Source organism: Mucilaginibacter ginsenosidivorax (assembly GCF_007971525.1).
Classification (GTDB): domain Bacteria; phylum Bacteroidota; class Bacteroidia; order Sphingobacteriales; family Sphingobacteriaceae; genus Mucilaginibacter; species Mucilaginibacter ginsenosidivorax.
The window spans coordinates 841,824-864,619 of record NZ_CP042437.1; the positions used below are offsets into that span (position 1 = coordinate 841,824).

A 22,796-nucleotide genomic window follows, 5' to 3' on the forward strand; every position below is an offset into this window, starting at 1 on the left:
TGATTTTTTTATTTTTTTATAGTGTGTAAGCGTTTTATGACGTTCTCTTTTTTGTTCCTGGAGATGGGGATGCGGGTGTTATCATCCATTAACAAATAGCCCGAATCTTCCTTAAGTAAGCTTTTGATAAACTTTATATTCACCAGGTGCGATTGGTGGCACCGGATAAAATCGTAGCTGCTTAATAACTCCTCGTATTCAAAAATTGGTTTTGATACCATGATATTTGTTCCGTCCGATAAAAAGAACTGCGTGTAAGCGTTTGATGATTCGCAACGAATGATGTCCCCGGTGTGCACAAACCTGATCTCTTTAGTTGAAGACAGGGCCAGTTTGTGTTCCTTTTTGGCATCCTTATCCTTTATAAATTCCATTAAGTTTTCAAGCTGCAGGTTGGCCTTCTTTTGCATCAGCTTAGCCCCTACCTTGCTTACCGATGCTTTTAACTCTTCCGGATCTATCGGCTTCAGCAAATAATCTATCGCCGAAAATTTGACAGCCTGTATGCCGTAATTATCAAACGCGGTAACAAAAACCACCTCAAACTGGTAGTGCGGCACAGCTTTAAGCACTTCAAAGCCGTTTTTATCCGGCATCTGGATGTCTAAGAACAACAAATCGGGATGGCTTGCTGTAATTAAACTTACGCCGTCATCGGCATTGGTGGCTGTGCCCACAACGGTTACCGGCAGTTCGTGCTTTTTTAGCAGGTGCACAATATTTTCGATATTGTTTTTTTCGTCGTCAATAATTACCGCTCGTATCATATTAACCAATTTTTAAAATGGATAATAACCTGGGTTACATTATCCGTCCTTTTTACCAAAAATTCTATATGCTGCCCGTTCAATGTCTGGTTCAGTAGTTTTATGCGCTCATTAGTTAACTGCAGGCCAAAGCCCTTCGCGTCATCATTAGGGTTAAAGCCTTTGCCATTATCATTTACGCTAACTACCATGTCGTTATCCAATTTCTCAAACAATACCATCAATTGCCCGTTTTCCTGCAGGGCCGATATACCGTGCTTTACCGCATTCTCTACCAGGGGCTGTAAAAACAAGGCGGGTATTTCAAGGGCGCCGGCATCTATTTCTTCGCTCACTTTAATTTGATAATCAAAGCCAAACCGCAGTTTTTCCAGTGCCAGGTAGTTCTCCAATATCTTTATTTCGGTAAAAATGTTTACAAATTCCCGGTCACTGGCTTTTAGGGAATCGCGCATTAGATTGCTAAACTCAATTAAATATTTCGACGCGTTCTGCGAATCGTTTTTGGTGATAAGCCCTTGTATGGAACTAAGGGCATTAAACACAAAATGCGGGTTAAATTGCGACCGGATAGACCTGAGCTCGGTTTGCACCAATTGCTTTAGGGTACTTTCTTCTTTAAGCTTTGCTGCCTGCTTCCCCGATCGCCATAGTAACAGCACAAACCCTACTGCCAATATACCAAGCAAACTTAAGGCAGCTTTTGCCCATACCGTTTGATACCAGGCCGCTGTTACCGTAAATGCATAGCTGCAAATATTATTGCGCTGTACGCTATACCGTATTTTTAACTGGTAATGCCCAGGCGACAGGTTTTTGAGCCACACCAAGTTAAAATCAAAATCATTAACCGTCCAACCGGTGCTGTCCCTGCCGTTTACCAGGTTATATTCAATAATGCTTCTCGATTTAATAATATCATCTAAATAAAAAATCAGGTTATTTTCGTTGTACCGGAAGTCTTTTTTCAACTTTAACAAAACGGTATCCTTACTCCAGTCGCTTTGATTGGGGTCTTCCATCGGGCTTGTCCATTGCTTTTTAAAAAGACTCAAAAAATCGGGCAGCTGCGAAAACGTGAAAACGCCTACAACCCTTGGCTGCCATTTTACCCAATAAGCAGATATCGAAGATTCAATACTGTCGGGCGCATTAATCCGGCGTACCTGGAAGGTAAGTGCTTTGCCATAGTCCTGTTTAAATTGGCCTAAATAGGCAGATAACTCGTCTATCTTACCGGCATCGGCAATTTGAGTCATCAGGTAGGCTTTGCAAAACAACTTTGGCTTTGTCCATGGCAACACCACTTTCTGTTTATCCTCTATAACCCTGAATTGAAATAGGTTTACGTTTTGCGGGTTGATGCCGTTAACGGTTATAATTATTCCCGACGAATCAAAAACAGGGATGGCATATCTGCCTGCATAGCCATCTACCATTTGGATATAAGCTTGCGACCTGGAGTTGCCGTATTCCTTTAACCGCGGAATTTTTTGTATAGCCTGGCGATAGTTTACCGCCAGTTTATTGGAGTAAAATGCGGTAAGCACCACCTTTTTATTTTTAGGGTGAAAGCTTTGGTAATTAAAAAATGTCACGGAAAAATATTTCCTGATAGAGTCGCCATGACTATCGTATTTAATGACAGGGTTGATGCTATCCAGGTACATTACCGGTTTTTGCGCCTGGCAGCAAAGCCCCAGGAAACCAAAAAATATAAATATGACGATACCGCGCATCAGCTCCTTTTGATTTTATAAACCAAAGTAAAGCTTTTAAACCATGGTTAAGATACGCTGATTTGAATATGGCAGGTGTTATTTTGAATTGGGTGGTATACGGCGGTTTTACTGCTGGTTATTTGGCTTTGATGGGGATTTATCGATGATATCCGGTAGATTTTTTAGATTCCCTCCCAACGGGAGGGGTGCGGTTGAAAATGAGCGCAAAGGCAGGGAGGGGTTTCGCCGCGCTACGAATTAATAAGCTACGTAAACGCGCAATACCCCGCTACTTCCCTTTCCCAAGCTTCCGTGTCCCCACATCTTTTCATTCTACTATAAAATAGCACTTTTGTCATTTCGAACGAGGAACGAGGAGAAACTATCTCTTGAGCGTAGCGAAAAATCTTCTAAACCCTGCACTTCGAAAAGGCCGTTGTAATGAAAAGCGTCGAAGATTTCTCCTCGCCCCGCCCACTCAATTCCACCTCTGGCTCGTTCGAAATGACAACTTTATTTAACTAAAAAGATGTGGGTACACAGTAGCTTCCCCAGGGAAGGAATCGCACATTACCCGCTTTTTTCTTCCCAACACTCATAACTTGCTTTATCTCCAGCCCAATGCCGGGGCAACATGCTCTAAAATGGCCGATAGCACATGAACATTGTACTCCACGCCCAGCGTGTTCGGTATGGTAAGCAGCAGTGTATCCGCTTCCTGTATCGCTTCGTCCTGAGCCAGTTCTTTGATGAGCTGGTCAGGTTCGGCTGCATAGCTTCTGCCGAAGACCGCCCTTTTATCGGCTTCGATGTAACCAAAGCTATCGGCGCCTTTTCCCTGCTGGCCAAAGTAAAGCCTGTCCTGCTCGGTTACCAGTGCAAAAATAGAGCGGCTTACCGATACCCTCGCTTCGCGCTGGTGCCCGGCTTTTTTCCAGGCTTCTTTATATAGCCTTATCTGTTCTGCCTGCTGGATATGGAACGGCTTGCCACTTTCGTCAAATTTCAGGGTCGAGCTTTGCAGGTGCATGCCCTGTTCGGCAGCCCAAACGGCTGTTGCATTTGAGGCGGCTCCCCACCAGATGCGTTCCCGTAAACCTTCCGAATGCGGCTCAAGGCGTAATAAGCCCGGCGGGTTCGGGAACATTGGGTAAGGGTTAGGCTGGGCAAACCCCTCTCCTTTTAACTTATCCAAAAAATCTAAAGCCTTTTTTCGTCCCATATCTGCATCGTTTTCTCCGGCAGCAGGCTCATAACCAAAATAACGCCAGCCCTCAATCACCTGCTCGGGCGAACCGCGGCTGATACCCAATTGTAAGCGCCCGCCCGAAATCAGGTCGGCAGCGCCGGCATCTTCTACCATATACATCGGGTTTTCATACCGCATATCTATAACACCCGTGCCTATCTCTATCTTACTGGTTTTTGCCCCGATAGCCGAAAGCAGCGGAAACGGCGATGCCAGCTGCCGCGCAAAATGATGAACCCGAAAATAAGCGCCATCTAACCCAATTTCTTCCGCGGCAACAGCCAAATCAATAGACTGCAGCAGGGTATCGCTGGCGGTACGCGCCTGGTACGCCGGATGGTTTGACCAATGCCCGAATGATAAAAATCCAATTTTCTTCATCATTAATTTCGATTATTTACGGACAAATGTAAGGAAACGGGTGGTGGGCGGAGGTCATGGATTGGTAATAATGATTGGGTTGGTGGGGTAGGTATAATGGTGTTGGTTGTGGCTAAGGAGCATTCAGCCTGATAAAACCAACCACTGGCTAAAACACATTTTATGCGAGAAGAAAAGGATTAAAAAAGGTGATGTTAAGCTTTCCTCGGAAGATTCTGTATCTTTCGGTATCGGGATAAATCTTATGGCTCCTAATTTTTTATGAAAACTATCCTCCAGCAAATTTCGAAGTTGGCAATTCAATTGCATAAAACAACATTTACTGATGAACAAATAAAATCAAACTGGTTAGGGACAACAGCTGCTTCTAACGAAGCAATACTTGCAGCAGAAAGTAGGTTAGGAATTGAATTACCCAACGATTATAAAAGTTTTCTATCAATCACGAATGTTTTTTTTACACCAAGCAATGCTACCGAGCCAACATTTGAAACAATAGACAAAATCAATTACCTGAAATATGTAGACGCCTTTTTATTGGAGGTGTGGAATAAGGGCATATTAATTAATGTAGGTGAGCAATTAAACAAAGCCATAGTAATTGGTGGATTGAATGATGAACAATATTTTTTTCTGATTCCGCCGAAGGGAGCTAATAGCAAATGGCAATACTGGAAATTCGCAAACTGGATCCCCGGCGAAGAGCCGTATTTAAATTTAGAAAGTTACTTTGCTTCGGTTTTGGAGCATATGAAGAATACTTAAAAACCCGCTGTCCGTAGTCTTTAGCTGTCATAAATTCAAACGTTATAACATACTGTCACATTCAAAATGCTTTAAATTTGCCTGTAGTCTGGAGACTACGGGCATAGCCGTCCAGGGGGAGTCAGTCTAAGGAACAATGACATGCACATCCGTCACGACATCATTTTCTAAGTCAACTATTAGCATTTTAGTCTGAATATCTGTACGATATTTATCGTGGATATTTTGACATTGTGTACCCTTCTCTATGAAATAAGCATAAGATTTACCTTTACTGCCGACAATATTAGCCCTACCTAAAAATTTGATTAAGTCATTCTTCTTTAAACCAATCAATTTAACCCGATTTTCAATCAATACCTTAACAAGCTCAGGGCGCCTTTCATCGCAACAGAGACTGTCCTTCTTCCAATCATTCACTCTAAAACCTTTAATGAATGATTGAGTATTTAACTTTTGCCGGCTTGAACAGGAAAATATCGTCAAGGTCAGTAATAATATTGCTGTATTTTTAATTTGATGGGGCAGCGTGATACCTATTGCTAAAACTGCCCAACTTTGCTTTACCATTTTTATCATAGTTCAATTTTTCTAAATGTAAATCATCGATATTCATTTTTGTAACCTTCCGTTTAGCCGGATCAATTGTTCCATTAGGATGTGACTATGTGACTCCTGTATAGCTTTTGGATCCTTCTGATATTTAGTATCGACGTTGAATTCTGAGGAACCATAATATCAGGCTGTCCTCCTCGCGAGTCTCCTGTTTTATTAGGATGATCTAACCCGTACCCATGTCCAAATTCATGTGATCAGGTTGTATTATTATCTGAATTTATTTCTTTTGCCTTGAAATAACCAGTGTTCCCAGCGTCACTGAATGACCCTGTACCTCCTACTGGATTTACCATTTATTCAACCTATAGTAAAAACTACAGATTGAATAAAAGAAAAAATCGAACCGCTGTTTGAAGTCTCCGACTTCGAACCACTATGCCTGTAGTCTCTGACTACAGGGCGCCGTGCTGTTCGTAGTGTTCAGCTGTTCGATTTCTGAACAGTATAACGCACTCTATTCGCGAAAATGATTGCTTTAAATATCCTGTAGTCTGGACACTAATCCCTTGACGGAATGATCGTAAATCTGGTTTTTAAACGTAGAAACGGCTTTTCGAAAAAAGTATAAGACAAGATCGATATAATAACCGTGACCAGAAAAGCAATAACGAAGCCAACATCGTTTTTCCATTCGTACAGACCAATCATGGTGCTAAATGCGGCCAGTTCATCCTTAAATATTTGATACACCAACCAAAAAATAGTGATATGAAACACATACATACCATAAGATATTCGCCCCAGATACACTAACGGGGCAGGCATGTTTTTTGATTGGCTCCCATAAAAAGAAAAGAAGAACAGCATAACGCCGGTAAGTATCAACATCCAGCCGGCTATTGCTTGTGGAACGGTTGCAAGGTGTGGAGCATCGGCATGAACTTCACATGCTATTGAGGCCAGTAGCCAACATATCAGCCCTGCTATAAATATGGCAACCCGGGTAACTACGTTCCATTGGGGCTGCCAGCCTTTTAAATAAACGGATAAAAGGATACCTGCCGCGAAAAATTGAAATTGCACAAAACTGTTTGTCCACTCACCGCTAAATCCTTTCGTGGGATTTTGTGCATAGTATATAATAGTTACGTAAGCTGCCAAAAGTGCAAGAAATGAAAATAGCTTTAACCCTCGTTTACCGGTAAAAAACACCATCAATGGGAGTAAAATATAAAGCTGTTCTTCAACAGAAATGCTCCAGAGCGGATTAATTGGATATGACGGAAGCCAGTCATTGAAAGTAATATACCAGTTACCGGAAAACAAACTGAATGCAAGTTGCGTACCTGGTGAAATGTACCCAAATTTATCTGAAAGGTGCGTGACTAACACCATCCCAAAAAAGAAGGTGAAGTACAATGGCCAAATACGAAGTATTCTTCTTGTGTAGAAAGATTTCACGTTAATTTTGCCCGAATACTCTTGTTCTTTGGAAAGCAATTCTGTTATCAAAAAGGCGCTAAGGAAAAAGAAAAGCGGTACGCCAAAAACCCCTGTCAAACTTATGTGATACCCCCAATAATATTGCGCCGGATCAATCGGTGCAAGGTCCATCCGGTGGGTGAAGAATACAAATAGAAAGGCACAAAGCCTAAGGACGTCCAACTCCGGCTTGTAATATCGTTGTGGTATCATAAAAGCTTTTTATTCTTTATCTGTAGTTAGCCGAGGCAATTTGTTCAGTGTATTATCCAGTTTAAAAAATACTCACAGGCATCATTTTCCGTATCGAACTCTTTTACAGATACCGCCGATCCCCGCTCGCTGTAATAAGTTTTCCAGATACCATTTTTTCCATCAAGACAATAAGCTTCATTTGGCAAGCCGCCATTGAGTGAATAAGCATCTCGCCTTATATTTTTATTAGCTAAAAGCACTTCCAATTCTTTCCTGTCCATCATTTATGCTTTGTTGTCATCCCCTCGCTCCAACCCCATCCGCATCTCCACCATATGTTTCCCAAATCCCACTTTTTCATAAGCCCTTACCGCGCCTTCGTTACCGGCATAAACCTGTAACCTCAATTCGGTAAGGCCTTGTGCTTTGGCCCATTCCTTTAATCGGTCGATAATGAGTTTATTGATGCCTTTGCCCCGGTGTTGCGGCAAAACGTACATAAAGCCGAGGTAAGCAAAGCGTTCAAAATCAAAATATACCTTTTCGCTTTGTTTAATGCGGGCGTAGCCGCTGCCAATAAGCTGGCCGTCCAATTCGGCCACTAAAAGTTCCACGTCGGGCGAGGTAATAAACATTTCCAGGTCGTAGTATTTGATGGCGCCGGGCACCAGGGTTGGATCGAAAGGGCGCTCGGCGGTGATAACGCCCTGCTCAAATTGCAGCAGGGTTGGGATATCATTGAGGGTGGCTGGGCGGATGAGCATGGGTGGGATGTTTATATTTGTTAAGTATAAGAAATTTAGAAAGATATAATATCGAACACCGAATGTCCAATGTCGAATAATGAACCCCAAAAACTTCGGTGTTCGATATTCAAAATTCATTATTCGATATTACTTTAACGTCTGTATTCGGATTAATGATTGTTTTACACTCTAAAATGCCCACAGCCCTTCAAAAACCCTTCATCCGCATCGGCGCCAATGCCAATGGCGTCGTCTATATTTAATTTATAGCCGTCGTAGGTAACGCCACCCACACATGGGTCAACCAGGTGGCCCAGCATGCAGGTGTCCATATCATAAAATTTGATATTGGGGCTGGCATATACAAAATGCAGTTTGGCGCTCAGGGCTATCCGGCTTTCCAGCATCCCGCCCATCATACAGGCAATGCCTTTTGATGCGGCTTCGTCGTGGATGGCTTTAGCCTCCAGCAGTCCACCCGATTTGGCCATTTTGATGTTGATATAGTGGCAGCTGCCGCTGTTGATCTGCTTGCGGGCGTCGTGGTGGTTGTACACGCTTTCGTCGGCCATGATTTTTACGGGGGATAGCTGCATGAGTTCGGGCAGACGGTCATCGTGCCAGGTACGCATGGGCTGTTCGCAAAATTCAACGTTGTACTCGCCCATCGCCTGCAGGGCAAAAACGGCATCGTCAAAACTCCAGCCCTGGTTGGCATCAATACGGATGCGCATTTCGTGGCCAACCGCTTCGCGGATCTGTTTAACCCGTTCCACGTCGGCAGCAGCGTTTTTACCCAGTTTCACCTTCAGGATATTTGCCCCCGAGGCTTTAAAGTACAAAGCCTTCATGGCCATGGTTGGCGGGCTATCAATGCCAATGGTAATATCCGATTCTACAACGCGTTTCTCCCCGCCCAAAAACTGGTACAAGGGCAAGCCGGCGTTTTTGGCGGCTATATCATGCAGGGCAATATCAAAGGCGCTTTTGATGGTGGTATTACCGGCAGCAGCAGCGTGCAGTTGCTGCATACGCGCGGAGATGTCAAGCGCGTCCTTCCCTATCCACAGCCGGGCAAAATCCTTAGCCATTACCAGGCAGGTATCCTGTGTTTCGCCCACGATCATCGGGAAGGCCGAACACTCGCCCACCCCATAAAACCCGGCATCGGTATGCACCCGGATAAACACATTTTGGGCATGGTCCATAGTGCCGGTGGCAATGGTAAAAGGCTCCATGGGGATGCTAAAACGATAAACGTCGATATGGGTAATGAATATTTTGTGTTGCATGGATACGGTATTTCTTTCTCTGCCCACCCTGTCATGCTGAGGAACGAAGTATTTATCACAAACTTTGCATATTGGCCATGCTTGGTGATAAACAGATGCTTCCAGCAATAACGTACCGGACTTTATATAAATATTGGCTTGAACGCTGGTTACGACTCACCCCGGCTACGCTGCGCTGGCCGACCCTCTCTCCGGCTTACGCCGCAAAGAGGGTAACTCCAATTTCTTCTTTTTTGCCCCTCTATGCGACACAGTCGAAGAGAGGGCAAACGGGCGCAGCCTCGTTGGGGTGAGTCGTCGCCGCCACGCAATATACGTCATTCCCTCCTCAGATTTCGCTAAATTTTACAACTCAGCATGACAGGGATGTAATGCGTCGCAGCAAATTACACTTTTTTAAGTCCTCTCCTTTGGAGAGGATTTAGGTGAGGCTACTCTTTTTTTATTTGCACTATATAACTATAATGTTATATTTGCGTTACTACTATTCAAATACAATTCAATTTTAGCCTCCTGGGCCCTTGTTACACAGGGAAAAGACGCATGGCTAACTTAAAACTTTCTTAAAAACATTATTAATTGCATGGCACAAGAAAACACGCCTATATTTGACTATAATTCAACCAGGAATAAATTAATCCTGTCGGAATATGGCCGCAACGTACAAAACATGGTTAAGTACATAGTTGCGCTGCCTACTAAAGAAGAACGTAACCGCTACGCACAGGTGGTAATTGACCTGATGGGCTTTTTAAACCCGCACCTGCGCGATGTGGCCGATTTTAAACACAAACTTTGGGATCACCTGCACATTATATCTGATTACCAGATTGATGTAGATGCCCCCTACCCCAAACCAACGCCCGAGGCTATCCATCTGAAACCGCAGCCACTGCGTTACCCGCACCAGCGCATTAAATACAAGCACTATGGCAAAACCATTGAGCTGATGATTGAAAAGGCCAAAGCCATTGACGAGCCAGAGCGCAAACGCCACATGGTACAGGCCATAGCCAATTTCATGAAAATGGCCTATGTACAATGGAACAAAGATTCTGTTACCGACGAAAGTATTATTGCTGATTTGTACGCCCTATCTGGCGGAACCTTAAAACTGGATGAAAACGTTAACCTTAACCGCGTTGAGTTTAGGCCTAACAACAACCAGCAAAGCACCAACAATAACAACCGCGGCCGTAACAACCAGCAAAACAACAATAATAACAACCGTGGTGGCGGTGGCGGCCGTGCCAACAATAACCAAAATAACAACGGCCCGCGCAACAATAACCAAAACAACCGCAACCGTAACCAGGGTGCTAAAAAATATTAGTTCTGCTTGGTTTATTAGTTCACTGGTTCATTAGTTCATTGGTCTTGTCTGATGGATTTTTTGGATAATGATTTTTACAATCGGTGGTTGATGCGCCGGTTATTTATTACGATAAATATTACAACCCTGTTCTTTATAATAAAGAATGGGGTTGTTTCTTTTACTGACTTTTTAAATTAAAAAAAGTTGCAGTTTTTTGTACTATTTGTACAAATTAATTGCCGATTAATAGTGTGTTATTAGCAGTTTTTTGAGCATTTATTACGTTTTTAGTCACAAAAAGACCTGTTTAAAAAGTTTAACCCCCAAATCCACCACACAAGACCAATGAACTAATGAACCAGTGAACTAATGAACAAACAATCAGGAAAAATTATAATCTTTGCCGGATATAAAAACACATTTAACACCTTCGGGTGTTCACAACATTTGAAGCATTTGACCTATCAATTATAAACACCCATGACTAACGCATTTGTGATAAACGGCGGGAAACCGCTAAAAGGTGAAATTACCCCTCAAGGGGCCAAAAACGAAGCATTACAGGTAATTTCGGCAGTACTTCTTACTGAAGAGAAAGTTACCATTAGCAACATACCTGATATTAAGGATGTTAACAAACTCATTGAGCTACTGGGCGATATGGGCGTTATCACCGAAAAAACCGACGAATCAACCTATACATTTATAGCCAAAGATATCGACCAGGATTTTTTCCAGTCGGAAGCTTTTAAAACCAAGGGTGGCGGCTTAAGGGGTTCAATCATGATTGTAGGGCCGCTGCTGGCGCGTTTCGGCAAGGCATCCATCCCCAAACCCGGCGGCGACAAAATAGGCCGCAGGAGGCTGGATACGCACTTTTTAGGGTTTGAGAAACTCGGTGCCCGCTTTGACTATAACCCAGAAGATGGCTTTTTTAATGTAGATGCTTCCAACCTGCAAGGCACATATATCCTGCTGGATGAGGCATCTGTAACCGGCACCGCCAACATTGTGATGACAGCCGTGCTTGCCAAAGGCACCACCACCATTTACAACGCCGCCTGCGAACCATACCTGCAGCAACTTTGCAAAATGCTTAACCGCATGGGTGCAAAAATAAGCGGCATCGGCTCAAACCTGCTTACTATTGAGGGTGTTACCAAATTAGGCGGCACCGACCACCGCTTGCTGCCGGATATGATCGAGATTGGCTCATTTATCGGCCTGGCTGCGATGACAGGATCTGAGATCACTATCAAAGATGTACATTACAAAGAGTTAGGCATGATCCCGGATGTATTTAAACGCCTGGGTATCAAACTTGAACTACGTGGCGACGATATTTACATTCCTGCACAGGATCATTATGAAATTGAAACCTTCATCGATGGCTCTATCATGACCATTGCCGATGCCCCATGGCCCGGCTTTACCCCCGACCTGCTGAGCATTGTATTGGTGGTGGCCATACAGGCTAAAGGATCGGTTTTAATCCACCAGAAAATGTTCGAGAGCCGTTTGTTCTTTGTAGATAAGCTATTGGATATGGGCGCCCAGATCATCCTCTGCGACCCACACCGCGCCACGGTTATCGGCCTGGATAAGCAGGTTCAGCTACGCGGCATCAGCATGACCTCGCCTGATATTCGCGCCGGGGTATCCTTGCTTATAGCCGCACTATCGGCACAGGGCAAATCAACCATTTACAATATTGAACAAATTGAGCGTGGTTATCAGCACATTGATACCCGTTTAAAAGCCTTAGGAGCTGATATAACGCGTATTTAGGTTAAAGGTAAAAGGCGAAGGGTGAAAGGTAGCTGCAAAGAGTTTTCCAACCTTTCTCCTTTAACCTTTCTCCTTTTACCTCCCTCTGCCCCTTTTGCTTTTTACTGGTAAAGAATTATCTTTACCCTCCAGCAGCATAAAGCTTTCGGCTTTTTGCTTTCAGCCTTAAGCTCCAAAACATGCCCTACAGAAACCGGAAGTCGACGTACGTTTATTTCATATTGATTTTTGTATTTATAAAGGTCGTTTTAAATCTGTTCGCCATTGGGCACTTCGGCTTTCACCGCGACGAGTTTTTGCATCTTGTACTGGCCGATCATCTGGATTGGGGGTATAAAGAAGTACCGCCATTTATAGCGCTGCTGGCTAAGCTAACTATCACGCTATTTGGCAATTCCGTTTTTGCCGCACGCATTTTCCCCACCATATTTGCAGGGCTCATTATTTGGTTTACCGGCCGTATTGTAGTTGAATTTGGAGGCCGCAGGTTTGCCATTACCCTGGCCTGCCTGGCCCTGATATTTTCGCCCGCATTTGCTGCAAGCGATTACCTCTTTCAGCCTGTTGTATTTGATCAGTTTTGGTGGGTTTTAACCGTTTGGCTGTTTATTAAGTACCTCAACACAACCGATGTAAGGTATTTATACTGGCTGGGGATGACTGTTGGTTTTGGTATGCTTACCAAGTATACCATGTTGTTTTTCACGGTGGCCCTTATCATAGGAGTGCTCATCAGCAAGCAGCGTAAGTTATTATTTAACCGGCATATTTTAGGTGCTATGGTTTTGGCTATGCTCATATTCCTGCCCAACTTTATATGGCAGGTAACACACCATTTCCCGGTGATAACCCACATGAAAGCGCTTCGTGCAGAGCAACTTGATTATATTACTACCGGCGACTTTATCAAACAGCAACTCATCGTTCACGGCATTGCTTTGTTTGTTTGGTTCACGGGTTTCGTGTTTTTAATCTTTTCGTTTAAGCTACGCAATTTTCAGTTTCTGGCCATTGCTTACGTACTGATATTCATTTTCTTACTGGAAATGGATGGCAAAAACTACTACCTGTTTGGGGCTTATCCTATGTTGTTTGCCGCTGGCGGCTTTGGGTTTGAACGATGGTTAAAAACAAGCGGTTATGCTTTGCGTACGTTAACTATTGCCTGCTTCACCATCCCCAATATGTTGTTGCTGCCTTTGGTGCTGCCCATTTTACCGTTGCAGCAAACACTGACTTTTTTTAAGTTTACCGGCAAAAATCTGCCTCCGTTCAGGTTTGCCATGACCTGGGAAGATCAAAAGCTGCACGCCACTACGCAAGATTATGCCGATATGCTGGGATGGGACGAAATGGCCCAAAAAGTTGGTACCGCTTACAATAGTCTTACTCCCGAACAGCAAAAACAAACCATAGTATACGCCGATAATTATGGCGAAGCTGGCGCGTTGCACCACTACCGCAAACAATATAACTATCCCGATGTAGTATCCCTAAACAGCAGTTTCACCCTTTGGGCGCCGGATACGCTTAATTGTAAATACATGATTTATGTGGATGACAACGGCGGCGAAAACATTCGGCAGTTTGTGGCCGGTAACATGATAGGTTCCTACAAAAAAATGGGCGAAGTGGAGTACTACCTCGCCCGCGAAAAAGGCACCGGTATTTACCTGCTTACCGATATCAAGTTCCCGCTGAAGGAAAGGTACCGGAAGGAACTGATCAGGAAAAGGATGGAATAGCTATTTAGGCGAAAGGTAAAGGGTGAAAGGCTAAAGGTTTTTACCTGGCATTGGCACACCCAACATTGATTAGGTATCTTTACTACAAGCTATGCTAAAAACGGGAAAAACATTACTGCTGATATTACTTACCTGTAATGGTTTAAGCGCGCAAACTGCATCAAAACCCTTCCCGCAGCATACAATTTATACAAGAGGTGCTATCCTGCCCAACCACCTAACCCAAAAAAGCCTTGACAACAGCACACTTAACTTTTATTGGCAATGGAAAAACCGCTATGTAAAACAGGCGGCTGATAAAAGCCAAAGCTACATCTGGTTTGAACGACCTGGCAATAAACAATGTGTATCCGAAGGACAGGGCTACGGCATGATCATAGTTGCCCTGATGGCCGGGGCCGATCGATCTGCAAAAATCGTTTACGATGCTTTGTTCCGGTATTATCAACTGCATCCTGCGCGGAAGGGGCAATACCTGATGGCCTGGGCGCAAAACAAAAATGGCCTTAGTACCGACCGCTCCTCGGCAACAGACGGCGATATGGACATTGCCTATTCCCTATTACTGGCCAATAAACAATGGGGCAGCCGTGGCAACATTAACTATTTAAAGGCAGCCAAACTGCTGATAGCCGATATCATGAAGTATGAAATTAACCGGAAGCAGTTTACCATTTTGCTTGGCAATGATGTTGAAGCCGACAGCGAAGATTATTTCGACACCCGTACATCTGATTTTATGCCATCGCACTTTAAAGCATTCAGAGCGGCTACCGGCGACGTACGCTGGGATAAGGTAACCGACAATACCTATCGCCTTTTTACCCGCATGCAGCAAAAATACAGTCCGGACGCAGGTCTGGTGCCCGATTTTATACAGCAGGTACACAAAAAACCACATCCTGCCAGGCCCATGTACCTGGAATCGAAGTATGATGGCTGTTATAACTATAATGCCTGCCGTGTACCCTGGCGTATAACCGCCGATTATTTGTTATATGGCGATGAAAGGGCTAAATTGATAACAACCAAAATAAACCGCTGGATCCGGTTGACAAGCAGTGATAATCCTGATAATATATCTGCTGGCTACACATTAGCTGGTAACGACCTGCCTACCCGTCACTTTGAAGCGTTGAGCTTTATTGCCCCATTTGCGGTTGCTGCGATGACAAATAACAAAAACCAGCAATGGCTCAACCACACCTGGGATTACCTGCTGCATTTTAAACTAAAAGATTACGATTATTACGACAATAGCATTAAAATGTTAAACATGATTATGCTCAGCGGCAATTATTGGAAGGTTTAGTTGTTTACTCCGGAGCAAAAGCAATTAAACCGGGTTAACATAACTTAACACATTTCAGAAAAATACAATACAATCAACTAATAATCAATAATTTAACATTTAATCATGGTTAACATTAAACTGATGTTTGATGTGTACTGCCTGCCACAATTATAAAATTTTACCTGTAATTTAAGCGGTTAAACATTTGAATTAAACTTAGCGTATAAACAACGCGTTGAACACCGTTGAATAATGTCCAATAAACACCCGTTTGCCTTTCTCATTATTTTGCTGTTGTTAAATGGCAAAGTCCTTTCGCAGGACATAGGCTTAAAAATGAGCCGGGTCAACAGTTCAAACAGCATCTCACAAAATTCAATATCAAGCATACTAAAAGATAGTTATGGCTTTATGTGGTTTGGTACCCAGGATGGTCTTAACAAGTTTGATGGGTACCAGTTTACGGTATATAAACATCAGTCAAAAAACAACAAAAGCTTACAAGCCAACAATATTTTAACCATTTGCGAAGATAAAAAAGGCAACATCTGGGTGGGTACACGTATGGGCGGCCTTAGTAAATACGACAGGGCAAAAGATGAATTTATAAACTTTAAGGCCGATCAAAAAAACCCGTCGGCTTTAAACAATAATAATATTATAAGCCTTTTTAATGATGCCGAAAACAACCTTTGGATTGGCACCGATAATGGTTTAAACCTGCTTATGAACGGCAAAAGCGGCTTCAAACACTTTATTCATCATGCCAAAGACCCCAATAGCCTAAGCAGTTCTTCTGTTTTTTCCATCTGTGAAGATGGTTATCACCAGTTATGGGTTGGTACAGATAGCGGCCTGAATTTGTACAACAAAAAAACAGGAGGTTTTAAAAGATTCATTCACGACCCTAAAGACAGCAAAAGCATCAGCAATAATTCAATAAATACCATTGCCGAAGATGAACATCACAACGTTTGGATAGGAACAAACAACGGCTTAAACTTAGTTAACAGAAGCAGCCTTACATTTACCCGCTACGCTAACGAAGCAGATCGCTATAGCGCTACCGGCAATAACCCCATTTATAGTTTGTCGGCAGATAAAGCTGGAAAACTTTGGGTTGGCACCAATACTACATTACAGCTGTTAAACGTGGATAAAAAAGTATTTATCCCTATAAATCAGCCGTCTCCGGAAAATGAAAACATGCCTAATGATGGCATTTATTCCCTTTTTACCGACCAGCAACATACCCTATGGATAGGCACTTCAAGCGAAGGTATTTTAAAGTACGACAAAAACCTTAATATTTTCCCGTCGTTCAAATCCTCGCCTACCAATACGCCATCGGCAAAAAATATTATAAGGGGTTTAGCGCCTGATAATAAAGGGCAGCTTTATTTAGCTACCGATGCAGGTTTGGTTCATTTCAACCTGGCAACCGGCACAGGTATTACTTATTCGCACGATAGTTCGGCAAAAAACAGCCTGATAAGTAATTATACCTCGTGCATTTTGATGACAAAAGCAAATGACGCGGTATGGCTGGGCACTTACAGCAATGGTGCCGACAGGTACGACCTTAAAACAAAGCTATTTACCCATTTTACAATGGGAACCAAACCTACCGATATCAACAGCACCGCAGTTTATGCCCTGCTTGAAGATCGTAAAGGTAACATATGGATGGGCACATACCAGGGAGGGGTTAATACCTACGATGCAAAAACCAAAACAATAAAAAAATGGATTAATAACCCAAAGGACCCAAGCTCAATTGCCGACAACTCGATACAGGCACTATATGAAAGCCGCGATGGCCATATCTGGATAGGTGGCTATTCAAACGGGGTAAGTATTTATGACACTGCCAGCAGCAGATTTTCAAGGATTAATACTGAAAACAGTAAGCTTACCAGCAACGTAATTAGTTGTTTTTATGAAGATAACAGCAACATGTGGATAGGCACCATGGAAGGTGGTTTAAATTGCTATAATTTAAGAACAAAGCGAATAACCGCGTATACAGAAGATAACGGACTTATAAATAACACGGTAAACTATGTAACTGCCGACGCTAAAGGCTTTTTATGGATTACCACCTTAAAGGGCATTACACGTTTTGATCCTGTTCATAAAACCTTTAGGAATTTTGGCGAGAATAATGGCATCAAAAGCCTGGAGTTTGGCCTGGCAAGCGGAACCAGGCTGAATGACGGGCGAATTGCTGTTGGCAGCATAAACGGTTTTAATGTAATTGACCCTACGAAGTTAAGTTTTAACAATAACGTTCCGGTTGTAAGGATAACGGGCTTCAATTTATTTAATAAGCCGGCTCCTTTACCAGTCTTAAACCCTGCTTTAAAACAAAACACTTTCTCTGCCGGCCAAATCAGGCTTAGCCATTTCCAATCAGTATTCACTTTCGAATTCGCGGCACTTGATTATACCATCCCACAGGAAAATAAATATGCTTACAAACTGGAAGGCTTTGACCCCGAATGGCGATATATAGGAAACAAGCATGCGGTTACCTATACCAACCTTGATGCCGGAACATATACTTTTTTAGTGAAAGCATCAAACAACGATGGCGTATGGAACAATACTGCAACATCTGTTAAAGTAATAATTATACCTCCTTTCTGGAAAACATGGTGGTTTCGTACCCTGGCAGCTATACTTATTTTGGGTGGCGCATACGTAGCCTATAAACTAAGGGTCAGGTTTTTCAATGCACAAAAACGCGAACTTGAAAAGTTGGTTGATGAGCGAACCTCGCAGATAAGCAAGCAAAGCAGCGATTTAAAAACTTTAAACGAAGAATTAAAGATACAGGCCGAACAGTACCAGGCACAATCGGAAGAATTGCAATCGCAATCAGAAGAGTTAATTGAGCAACGCGAAAAGGAACAAAAAGCCCGCGAACAGGCCGAAAAGGCCAACCTGGCTAAAAGTACTTTCCTGGCCACCATGAGCCATGAAATTCGTACGCCCATGAATGGTGTGCTGGGCATGGCATCGTTACTTGCAGATACAAGGCTGGATACCGAACAACGGGAGTATACAGAAGCCATATTAAATAGCGGCGAATCGCTGTTAACCGTTATTAACGATATTCTTGATTTCTCAAAAATCGAATCGGGTAACCTGCAGCTCGATCCGCATAATTTTAACCTCAGAAAATGCATTGAAGATGTATTTGACCTGTTTGCTTCAAAAACTACCCGGGCCGGCATCGACCTGATTTATCAAATTGACGACCAGGTACCGCCTTACATTTTTGCCGATGGCTTGCGCTTGCGGCAAATTTTAATAAACCTGGTGGGCAACGCCATAAAATTCACCCACAAAGGCGAAGTGTTTGTATACGTAACCTCACAAACTATTAATGATGATACTTTAAAACTAACCTTTGCGATAAGGGACACCGGTATCGGAATTTCTGATGACCAGCTTGGTAATTTATTTAATGCTTTTAACCAGATAGACTCGTCTGTAACACGCAAATACGGCGGCAGCGGGCTTGGCCTGGTTATTAGCGAACGTTTGGCCAAATTAATGGGGGGCCAAATCACCGTACAAAGTAAAAAAGGATTGGGCAGTACATTTACCTTCAGTATTATCTGTAACGCTTGTGCGCAATTACCACAGGATATGTTAATACCCAATAGCAACATAGCCCAGGGAAAAAAAGTGTTGGTGGTTGATGATAATGAAACCAACTTACGAATCTTAAAAACACAGCTTGAAAAATGGAAAATTGAAGTTATTGCTGTATCATCAGGGCAGCAGGCTTTATCGGCATTATCAAACACAAAGCATATCGACCTGATTATAACCGATATGCAAATGCCTGATATGGATGGCATCACCCTGGGTGCCCGGATAAAAGCCCTGCCGGTTTTATGTCCCGTAATATTATTGAGTTCAATTGGCAACGACAGCAAAAAAACTCACCCTCAACTGTTTACCTCGATACTTACCAAACCTGTTAAGCAACAGCACTTTTACAATGTTGTTGAGACGGCGTTAAAAAATGAAACCATTGCAGGTACCGAAAAGAAAGCAAGTTTGTTATCAGAAAAATTTGCATCCGACTACCCTTTTAAGATGCTTGTTGCCGAAGACAACTTAATGAATCAAAAACTTATCATCAGGGTATTAAACAAACTGGGCTACCAGCCCGATTTGGCAAATGATGGCAAAGAAGTATTGCAAATGATGGAGCAAAAACCCTACGAAATTATTTTAATGGACATCCAAATGCCTAATATTGATGGGCTTGAGGCTACAAGGCTTATCCGAAAAAAATATGGCGCCAAACCCATTATAATTGCCCTTACCGCCAACGCGCTTAGCGAAGACAAGGACAATTGCTTTACCGCCGGTATGGACGATTATCTATCAAAACCCATTAACATTGAACTTTTATTGGCAGTTTTGACAGCGGCTTACGGTAAAAAAACACGGTAAAAGCCGATGTCATGTCAACATAAATTGACGGATAATCTTTAGCCAAAAGTTTTAAGTTTAAGCCAAAAAAGAAAAATTTCGACTTTGAACTTACGACTCAGTACTGTCGACTTAACAATAGTTACCTGATATTTTTACGTATACGGCTTAACGACGTGGGGGTAACGCCTATAAAAGAAGCCAGGTATTTTTGCGGGATCTTTTGGATGTATGGTGGCTTTGACAGTAACTGAAGATAACGTTCCTCGGCCGAATCTCTTTGCAAAGCAGTAAACCTGTCAATAAGGTTAAGCACAGCATCTTCCCAAAAGTTACGCATCATTTCCTGTGTTTTGGGATGTGTTTGATATAGTTTTAGCAACTCTGTTTTAGGCAAATACATCACCTCGCTATCCTCAATTGCCTGTAAAAAATAAACGGAGGCTTTTTCGCTTATAAAACTATAAATATCAATAGCCGATGAGTTTTTGAATGCAAACCACACAGATATCTCCACATCACCGGTGAGGTAAAACAGCCTTAAACATCCTTCCTCAACAAAAACAAGATCATTACAGGTATCGCCCTCTTTTAGCAAAAACTCATTTTTTTTTACTTGTCTTTTTTTAAACCTCCCAACAATATCATCCAGTTCGGCATCATCCAGCTTTACATAGTTACTGATAAAGTTTTTCAGCGGTGTACTCATATTCAAAATTAAATTCACCCCAAGTTCGGCATTTCCGGCATACAATTAATTATGCTATGGTAAATATTGTAAACAGATTTCACAACGCTTGCCGGTACAGCACAAAGGCGGCATCTGCAGGTAATATTACCGGGGCATATTAATTGGTATGATGATCAATCTTTAAAACTTTCCTGATCAATTCTATATTAAGAGGTTTGCTGATATATTCCTTAACAACGCTATGTTTCAAAGCGCGATCTATATCGCGCCTAAATACAGATGAGGATAGTATAATGATCTCGCTATTGCTGCCGTCGCCAATATTCAAACGATGGTACTCATCCAGAAACTTCCAGCCATCCATTACTGGCATTGCCAGGTCAAGAAATATAAATTCAGGCAATTTGCCCGATTCCTGCTTAATACTCAATAATTTTTCGATAGCATCGCGGCCATTTAAACACACTGTTATATTGGTATGCTTACTTGCCCTTTTGATCAGTGTCTCGGCAATAAAATTATTAACCACATCGTCATCAATGAGCAAAACATCGGTGGGTTGATTGTAATTCATTCTTAAACAACAAATTAAACATCCATTGTTTTGATATTTTTTTAATATTAACGAAAATAAACAATCATTTTGGCATTTTTTCCCAAGTTTAAAGCAACTCTTGATCCATTTTGCTTAATTTATGAGTATTAACAAGAAAGCCTTTCGGAATATCCAAAAGGCTTTCTATATTAAAGTAATATTGTAATACTAAAGCAACGTAAATTCAACTCTGCGGTTAGCCTGGCGGCCGGCGGCAGTTTTATTAGTTGCAATTGGTTGTGTTTGGCCATAACCGGTAGCTTCAATACGTGAGGCGTTTGCCCCTTTGCTTACCAGGTAAGCTTTAATTGATTCGGCGCGATCTTTTGACAGGCGCATATTCAATTCGTTTGAACCGGTGTTATCGGTGTGTCCGGCCAGTTTTAAGCTAAAGTTTTTATCAACCAGCAATTGTGCAACCCTATCAAGGCTTGGCAATGAGTGGGCGCGGATGGTAGCTTTACCCAAATCAAATTCAAGATTTTTAATAGCATCTTTAACTACTTTTTTATCTTCTTCGGTTACATATACCTTAACCTCGGGTTTAGCCAACGGACAGCCAGAACCGTCTACCTTAGTGCCGGCAGGTGTATTAGGGCATTTGTCGTTAACATCTACCACGCCATCGCCGTCGCTATCTGTGGTTAATTTTGCAAGATTTGCATTCGTAGTGTTCAAATCATTTCTAAGTGCATCGTTTTTAGCTTTTTCAGCGTCAATTTGTTGTTGCAAAGCATTCTTGGTTTGTTCGTTTTGCCACATGTACTCAGTGCGCATAGATGCTACCGGGTTGTGTGTAGCCATCTGCGGTTTCTTTTTACTGCCCAGGGCAAATTCTAAACCGATATAGACATAAGAAAACCTGTCGTTACCAGATCCGTATTTATAGCCGTCGAAATTATCAGAGTTAACAAAGTTAACCTGGTAACCAAGATCAAGATTTACTCCGGGAGCCAGGTCAAACTTCAAACCTAAACCTAAAGGAATATACACCTCATTAATTGACCCGTTTCCTGTATTTTTGAAATTAACCTGCTGACCACCAACCGGGGTGATTTTGGGCGTATAATTCATGGTACCTGCACCTACAGTTAAGTATGGTTGAATAAATGGCTTCTCATGCCTCCAGTTAATATTGGCCAATGTGATATTGGCACTTAAAGCTGCCGACCAGTTAATATTGGTTTCATATTGCGAGTAAACGGTATTTCCTAACCCATCTGGCTGGCTGCTGGTTCCTTTAACTTTACCGCGAAGGAAATCGGCCTGCAGGCCCAACGATGGCAAAATTTGTTTTTTGATATAGGCTCCATATCCAACCTGTTCCTGTGGATGGGTAAAATCTTGTTTATTATTACTTCCAAATACAGTAAAAGGAGTTAATAAACCACCATGTACACCTATTGACCAGGTACGCAGTTTGTCGCCACCCGAGAATGGCCTTACATAATCTTTAGCCGCGGCAGATGTATCTGGAGTTTGAGCGAATAATTTACTACCAACCATCAGTCCGGTAAGGAGCATTGTGGCTTTTTTTAAATTTGTTTTCATATTGTTGTGTTTAAATACAAGGTTTGCCTTTCGGCCACCTGGCACAGGTGTTACAACATTAATGCCCCAAATAATTTTTACAATAAAGCTTACCGCTGTTTGGCTGCTAACAGGCTTCATTCACAAACATTTGAATAATAACAGCAGGTTAGCTTCAACTTTCTGTCTTAAAAGGTTAATGAGTCAAAAACAGTACATTTTTGTAT

17 protein-coding genes are annotated in these 22,796 nt (G+C 42.5%); 6 read left to right on the forward strand and 11 right to left on the reverse strand.

Going from position 1 to position 22,796, the window contains the following annotated elements; genetic code table 11:
- Positions 1 to 8: 8 nt before the first annotated feature.
- The 3 genes from FSB76_RS03525 to FSB76_RS03535 form a co-directional block, all read right to left on the reverse strand.
- Positions 9 to 767 (reverse strand): LytR/AlgR family response regulator transcription factor, encoded by a 759-nt coding sequence (locus tag FSB76_RS03525; protein ID WP_147052218.1) that lies wholly within the window; start codon positions 765 to 767, stop codon positions 9 to 11.
- On the reverse strand, positions 764 to 2,506 hold the full coding sequence (locus tag FSB76_RS03530) for a sensor histidine kinase (RefSeq protein WP_147052219.1): 1,743 nt from the start codon (positions 2,504 to 2,506) through the stop codon (positions 764 to 766). The genes FSB76_RS03525 and FSB76_RS03530 overlap by 4 nt, the downstream gene beginning before the upstream one ends.
- Positions 2,507 to 3,095: 589 nt before the next feature.
- Positions 3,096 to 4,118, reverse strand: coding sequence for an LLM class flavin-dependent oxidoreductase (locus FSB76_RS03535; protein WP_147060853.1), 1,023 nt, complete (start codon positions 4,116 to 4,118; stop codon positions 3,096 to 3,098).
- Between the two features lie 261 nt (positions 4,119 to 4,379).
- Here FSB76_RS03535 and FSB76_RS03540 point away from each other — a divergent pair, with 261 nt between their 5' ends.
- Positions 4,380 to 4,883: an SMI1/KNR4 family protein gene (locus tag FSB76_RS03540; protein WP_147052220.1), complete on the forward strand. Its 504-nt coding sequence runs from the start codon at positions 4,380 to 4,382 to the stop codon at positions 4,881 to 4,883.
- A gap of 126 nt (positions 4,884 to 5,009) precedes the next feature.
- Here the strand turns inward: FSB76_RS03540 and FSB76_RS03545 are convergent, their stop codons facing one another.
- From FSB76_RS03545 to FSB76_RS03565, 5 genes are all read right to left on the reverse strand, one after another.
- Positions 5,010 to 5,462: a hypothetical protein gene (locus FSB76_RS03545; protein WP_147052221.1), complete on the reverse strand. Its 453-nt coding sequence runs from the start codon at positions 5,460 to 5,462 to the stop codon at positions 5,010 to 5,012.
- Between the two features lie 537 nt (positions 5,463 to 5,999).
- Complete coding sequence (locus tag FSB76_RS03550) at positions 6,000 to 7,136, reverse strand: acyltransferase family protein (RefSeq protein WP_147052222.1); 1,137 nt, start codon at positions 7,134 to 7,136, stop codon at positions 6,000 to 6,002.
- 44 nt (positions 7,137 to 7,180) lie between these two features.
- Positions 7,181 to 7,402 (reverse strand): hypothetical protein, encoded by a 222-nt coding sequence (locus FSB76_RS03555; protein WP_225976405.1) that lies wholly within the window; start codon positions 7,400 to 7,402, stop codon positions 7,181 to 7,183.
- Positions 7,403 to 7,882 (reverse strand): GNAT family N-acetyltransferase, encoded by a 480-nt coding sequence (locus FSB76_RS03560; RefSeq protein WP_147052223.1) that lies wholly within the window; start codon positions 7,880 to 7,882, stop codon positions 7,403 to 7,405.
- Between the two features lie 164 nt (positions 7,883 to 8,046).
- Positions 8,047 to 9,156, reverse strand: a complete 1,110-nt coding sequence (locus tag FSB76_RS03565) for a mandelate racemase/muconate lactonizing enzyme family protein (RefSeq protein WP_394349420.1) — start codon at positions 9,154 to 9,156, stop codon at positions 8,047 to 8,049.
- 583 nt (positions 9,157 to 9,739) lie between these two features.
- Here FSB76_RS03565 and FSB76_RS03570 point away from each other — a divergent pair.
- From FSB76_RS03570 to FSB76_RS03590, 5 genes are all read left to right on the forward strand, one after another.
- Positions 9,740 to 10,489 (forward strand): DUF4290 domain-containing protein, encoded by a 750-nt coding sequence (locus FSB76_RS03570; protein WP_147052224.1) that lies wholly within the window; start codon positions 9,740 to 9,742, stop codon positions 10,487 to 10,489.
- Between the two features lie 462 nt (positions 10,490 to 10,951).
- The gene (murA, locus tag FSB76_RS03575; protein WP_147052225.1) at positions 10,952 to 12,259 is read left to right on the forward strand and encodes a UDP-N-acetylglucosamine 1-carboxyvinyltransferase; all 1,308 of its coding nucleotides are present in this window, start codon (positions 10,952 to 10,954) and stop codon (positions 12,257 to 12,259) included.
- Positions 12,260 to 12,438: 179 nt separating this feature from the next.
- Positions 12,439 to 14,004 (forward strand): ArnT family glycosyltransferase, encoded by a 1,566-nt coding sequence (locus FSB76_RS03580; RefSeq protein ID WP_147052226.1) that lies wholly within the window; start codon positions 12,439 to 12,441, stop codon positions 14,002 to 14,004.
- Between the two features lie 91 nt (positions 14,005 to 14,095).
- Positions 14,096 to 15,316: a glycosyl hydrolase family 8 gene (locus FSB76_RS03585; protein WP_147052227.1), complete on the forward strand. Its 1,221-nt coding sequence runs from the start codon at positions 14,096 to 14,098 to the stop codon at positions 15,314 to 15,316.
- A gap of 234 nt (positions 15,317 to 15,550) precedes the next feature.
- Positions 15,551 to 19,774, forward strand: a complete 4,224-nt coding sequence (locus FSB76_RS03590) for a hybrid sensor histidine kinase/response regulator (protein ID WP_147052228.1) — start codon at positions 15,551 to 15,553, stop codon at positions 19,772 to 19,774.
- 121 nt (positions 19,775 to 19,895) lie between these two features.
- Here the strand turns inward: FSB76_RS03590 and FSB76_RS03595 are convergent, their stop codons facing one another.
- From FSB76_RS03595 to FSB76_RS03605, 3 genes are all read right to left on the reverse strand, one after another.
- Complete coding sequence (locus FSB76_RS03595) at positions 19,896 to 20,462, reverse strand: Crp/Fnr family transcriptional regulator (protein ID WP_147052229.1); 567 nt, start codon at positions 20,460 to 20,462, stop codon at positions 19,896 to 19,898.
- 139 nt (positions 20,463 to 20,601) lie between these two features.
- Positions 20,602 to 21,018, reverse strand: a complete 417-nt coding sequence (locus FSB76_RS03600; RefSeq protein ID WP_147052230.1) for a response regulator — start codon at positions 21,016 to 21,018, stop codon at positions 20,602 to 20,604.
- 189 nt (positions 21,019 to 21,207) lie between these two features.
- Complete coding sequence (locus tag FSB76_RS03605) at positions 21,208 to 22,590, reverse strand: OmpA family protein (RefSeq protein ID WP_147052231.1); 1,383 nt, start codon at positions 22,588 to 22,590, stop codon at positions 21,208 to 21,210.
- Positions 22,591 to 22,796 lie beyond the last annotated feature (206 nt).

Excerpts from the sequence above, each read along its gene's own strand:
- FSB76_RS03555 (WP_225976405.1), bottom strand. The coding sequence starts at position 7,402 with ATGATGGACAGGAAAGAATTGGAAGTGCTTTTAGCTAATAAAAATATA.
- FSB76_RS03560 (WP_147052223.1), bottom strand. The coding sequence starts at position 7,882 with ATGCTCATCCGCCCAGCCACCCTCAATGATATCCCAACCCTGCTGCAA.
- FSB76_RS03580 (WP_147052226.1), top strand. The coding sequence starts at position 12,439 with ATGCCCTACAGAAACCGGAAGTCGACGTACGTTTATTTCATATTGATT.
- FSB76_RS03550 (WP_147052222.1), bottom strand. The coding sequence starts at position 7,136 with ATGATACCACAACGATATTACAAGCCGGAGTTGGACGTCCTTAGGCTT.
- FSB76_RS03530 (WP_147052219.1), bottom strand. The coding sequence starts at position 2,506 with ATGCGCGGTATCGTCATATTTATATTTTTTGGTTTCCTGGGGCTTTGC.
- FSB76_RS03565 (WP_394349420.1), bottom strand. The coding sequence starts at position 9,156 with ATGCAACACAAAATATTCATTACCCATATCGACGTTTATCGTTTTAGC.
- FSB76_RS03600 (WP_147052230.1), bottom strand. The coding sequence starts at position 21,018 with ATGAATTACAATCAACCCACCGATGTTTTGCTCATTGATGACGATGTG.
- FSB76_RS03590 (WP_147052228.1), top strand. The coding sequence starts at position 15,551 with ATGTCCAATAAACACCCGTTTGCCTTTCTCATTATTTTGCTGTTGTTA.
- FSB76_RS03585 (WP_147052227.1), top strand. The coding sequence starts at position 14,096 with ATGCTAAAAACGGGAAAAACATTACTGCTGATATTACTTACCTGTAAT.
- FSB76_RS03535 (WP_147060853.1), bottom strand. The coding sequence starts at position 4,118 with ATGAAGAAAATTGGATTTTTATCATTCGGGCATTGGTCAAACCATCCG.
- FSB76_RS03525 (WP_147052218.1), bottom strand. The coding sequence starts at position 767 with ATGATACGAGCGGTAATTATTGACGACGAAAAAAACAATATCGAAAAT.
- murA (WP_147052225.1), top strand. The coding sequence starts at position 10,952 with ATGACTAACGCATTTGTGATAAACGGCGGGAAACCGCTAAAAGGTGAA.
- FSB76_RS03570 (WP_147052224.1), top strand. The coding sequence starts at position 9,740 with ATGGCACAAGAAAACACGCCTATATTTGACTATAATTCAACCAGGAAT.
- FSB76_RS03605 (WP_147052231.1), bottom strand. The coding sequence starts at position 22,590 with ATGAAAACAAATTTAAAAAAAGCCACAATGCTCCTTACCGGACTGATG.
- FSB76_RS03545 (WP_147052221.1), bottom strand. The coding sequence starts at position 5,462 with ATGATAAAAATGGTAAAGCAAAGTTGGGCAGTTTTAGCAATAGGTATC.
- FSB76_RS03595 (WP_147052229.1), bottom strand. The coding sequence starts at position 20,462 with ATGAGTACACCGCTGAAAAACTTTATCAGTAACTATGTAAAGCTGGAT.
- FSB76_RS03540 (WP_147052220.1), top strand. The coding sequence starts at position 4,380 with ATGAAAACTATCCTCCAGCAAATTTCGAAGTTGGCAATTCAATTGCAT.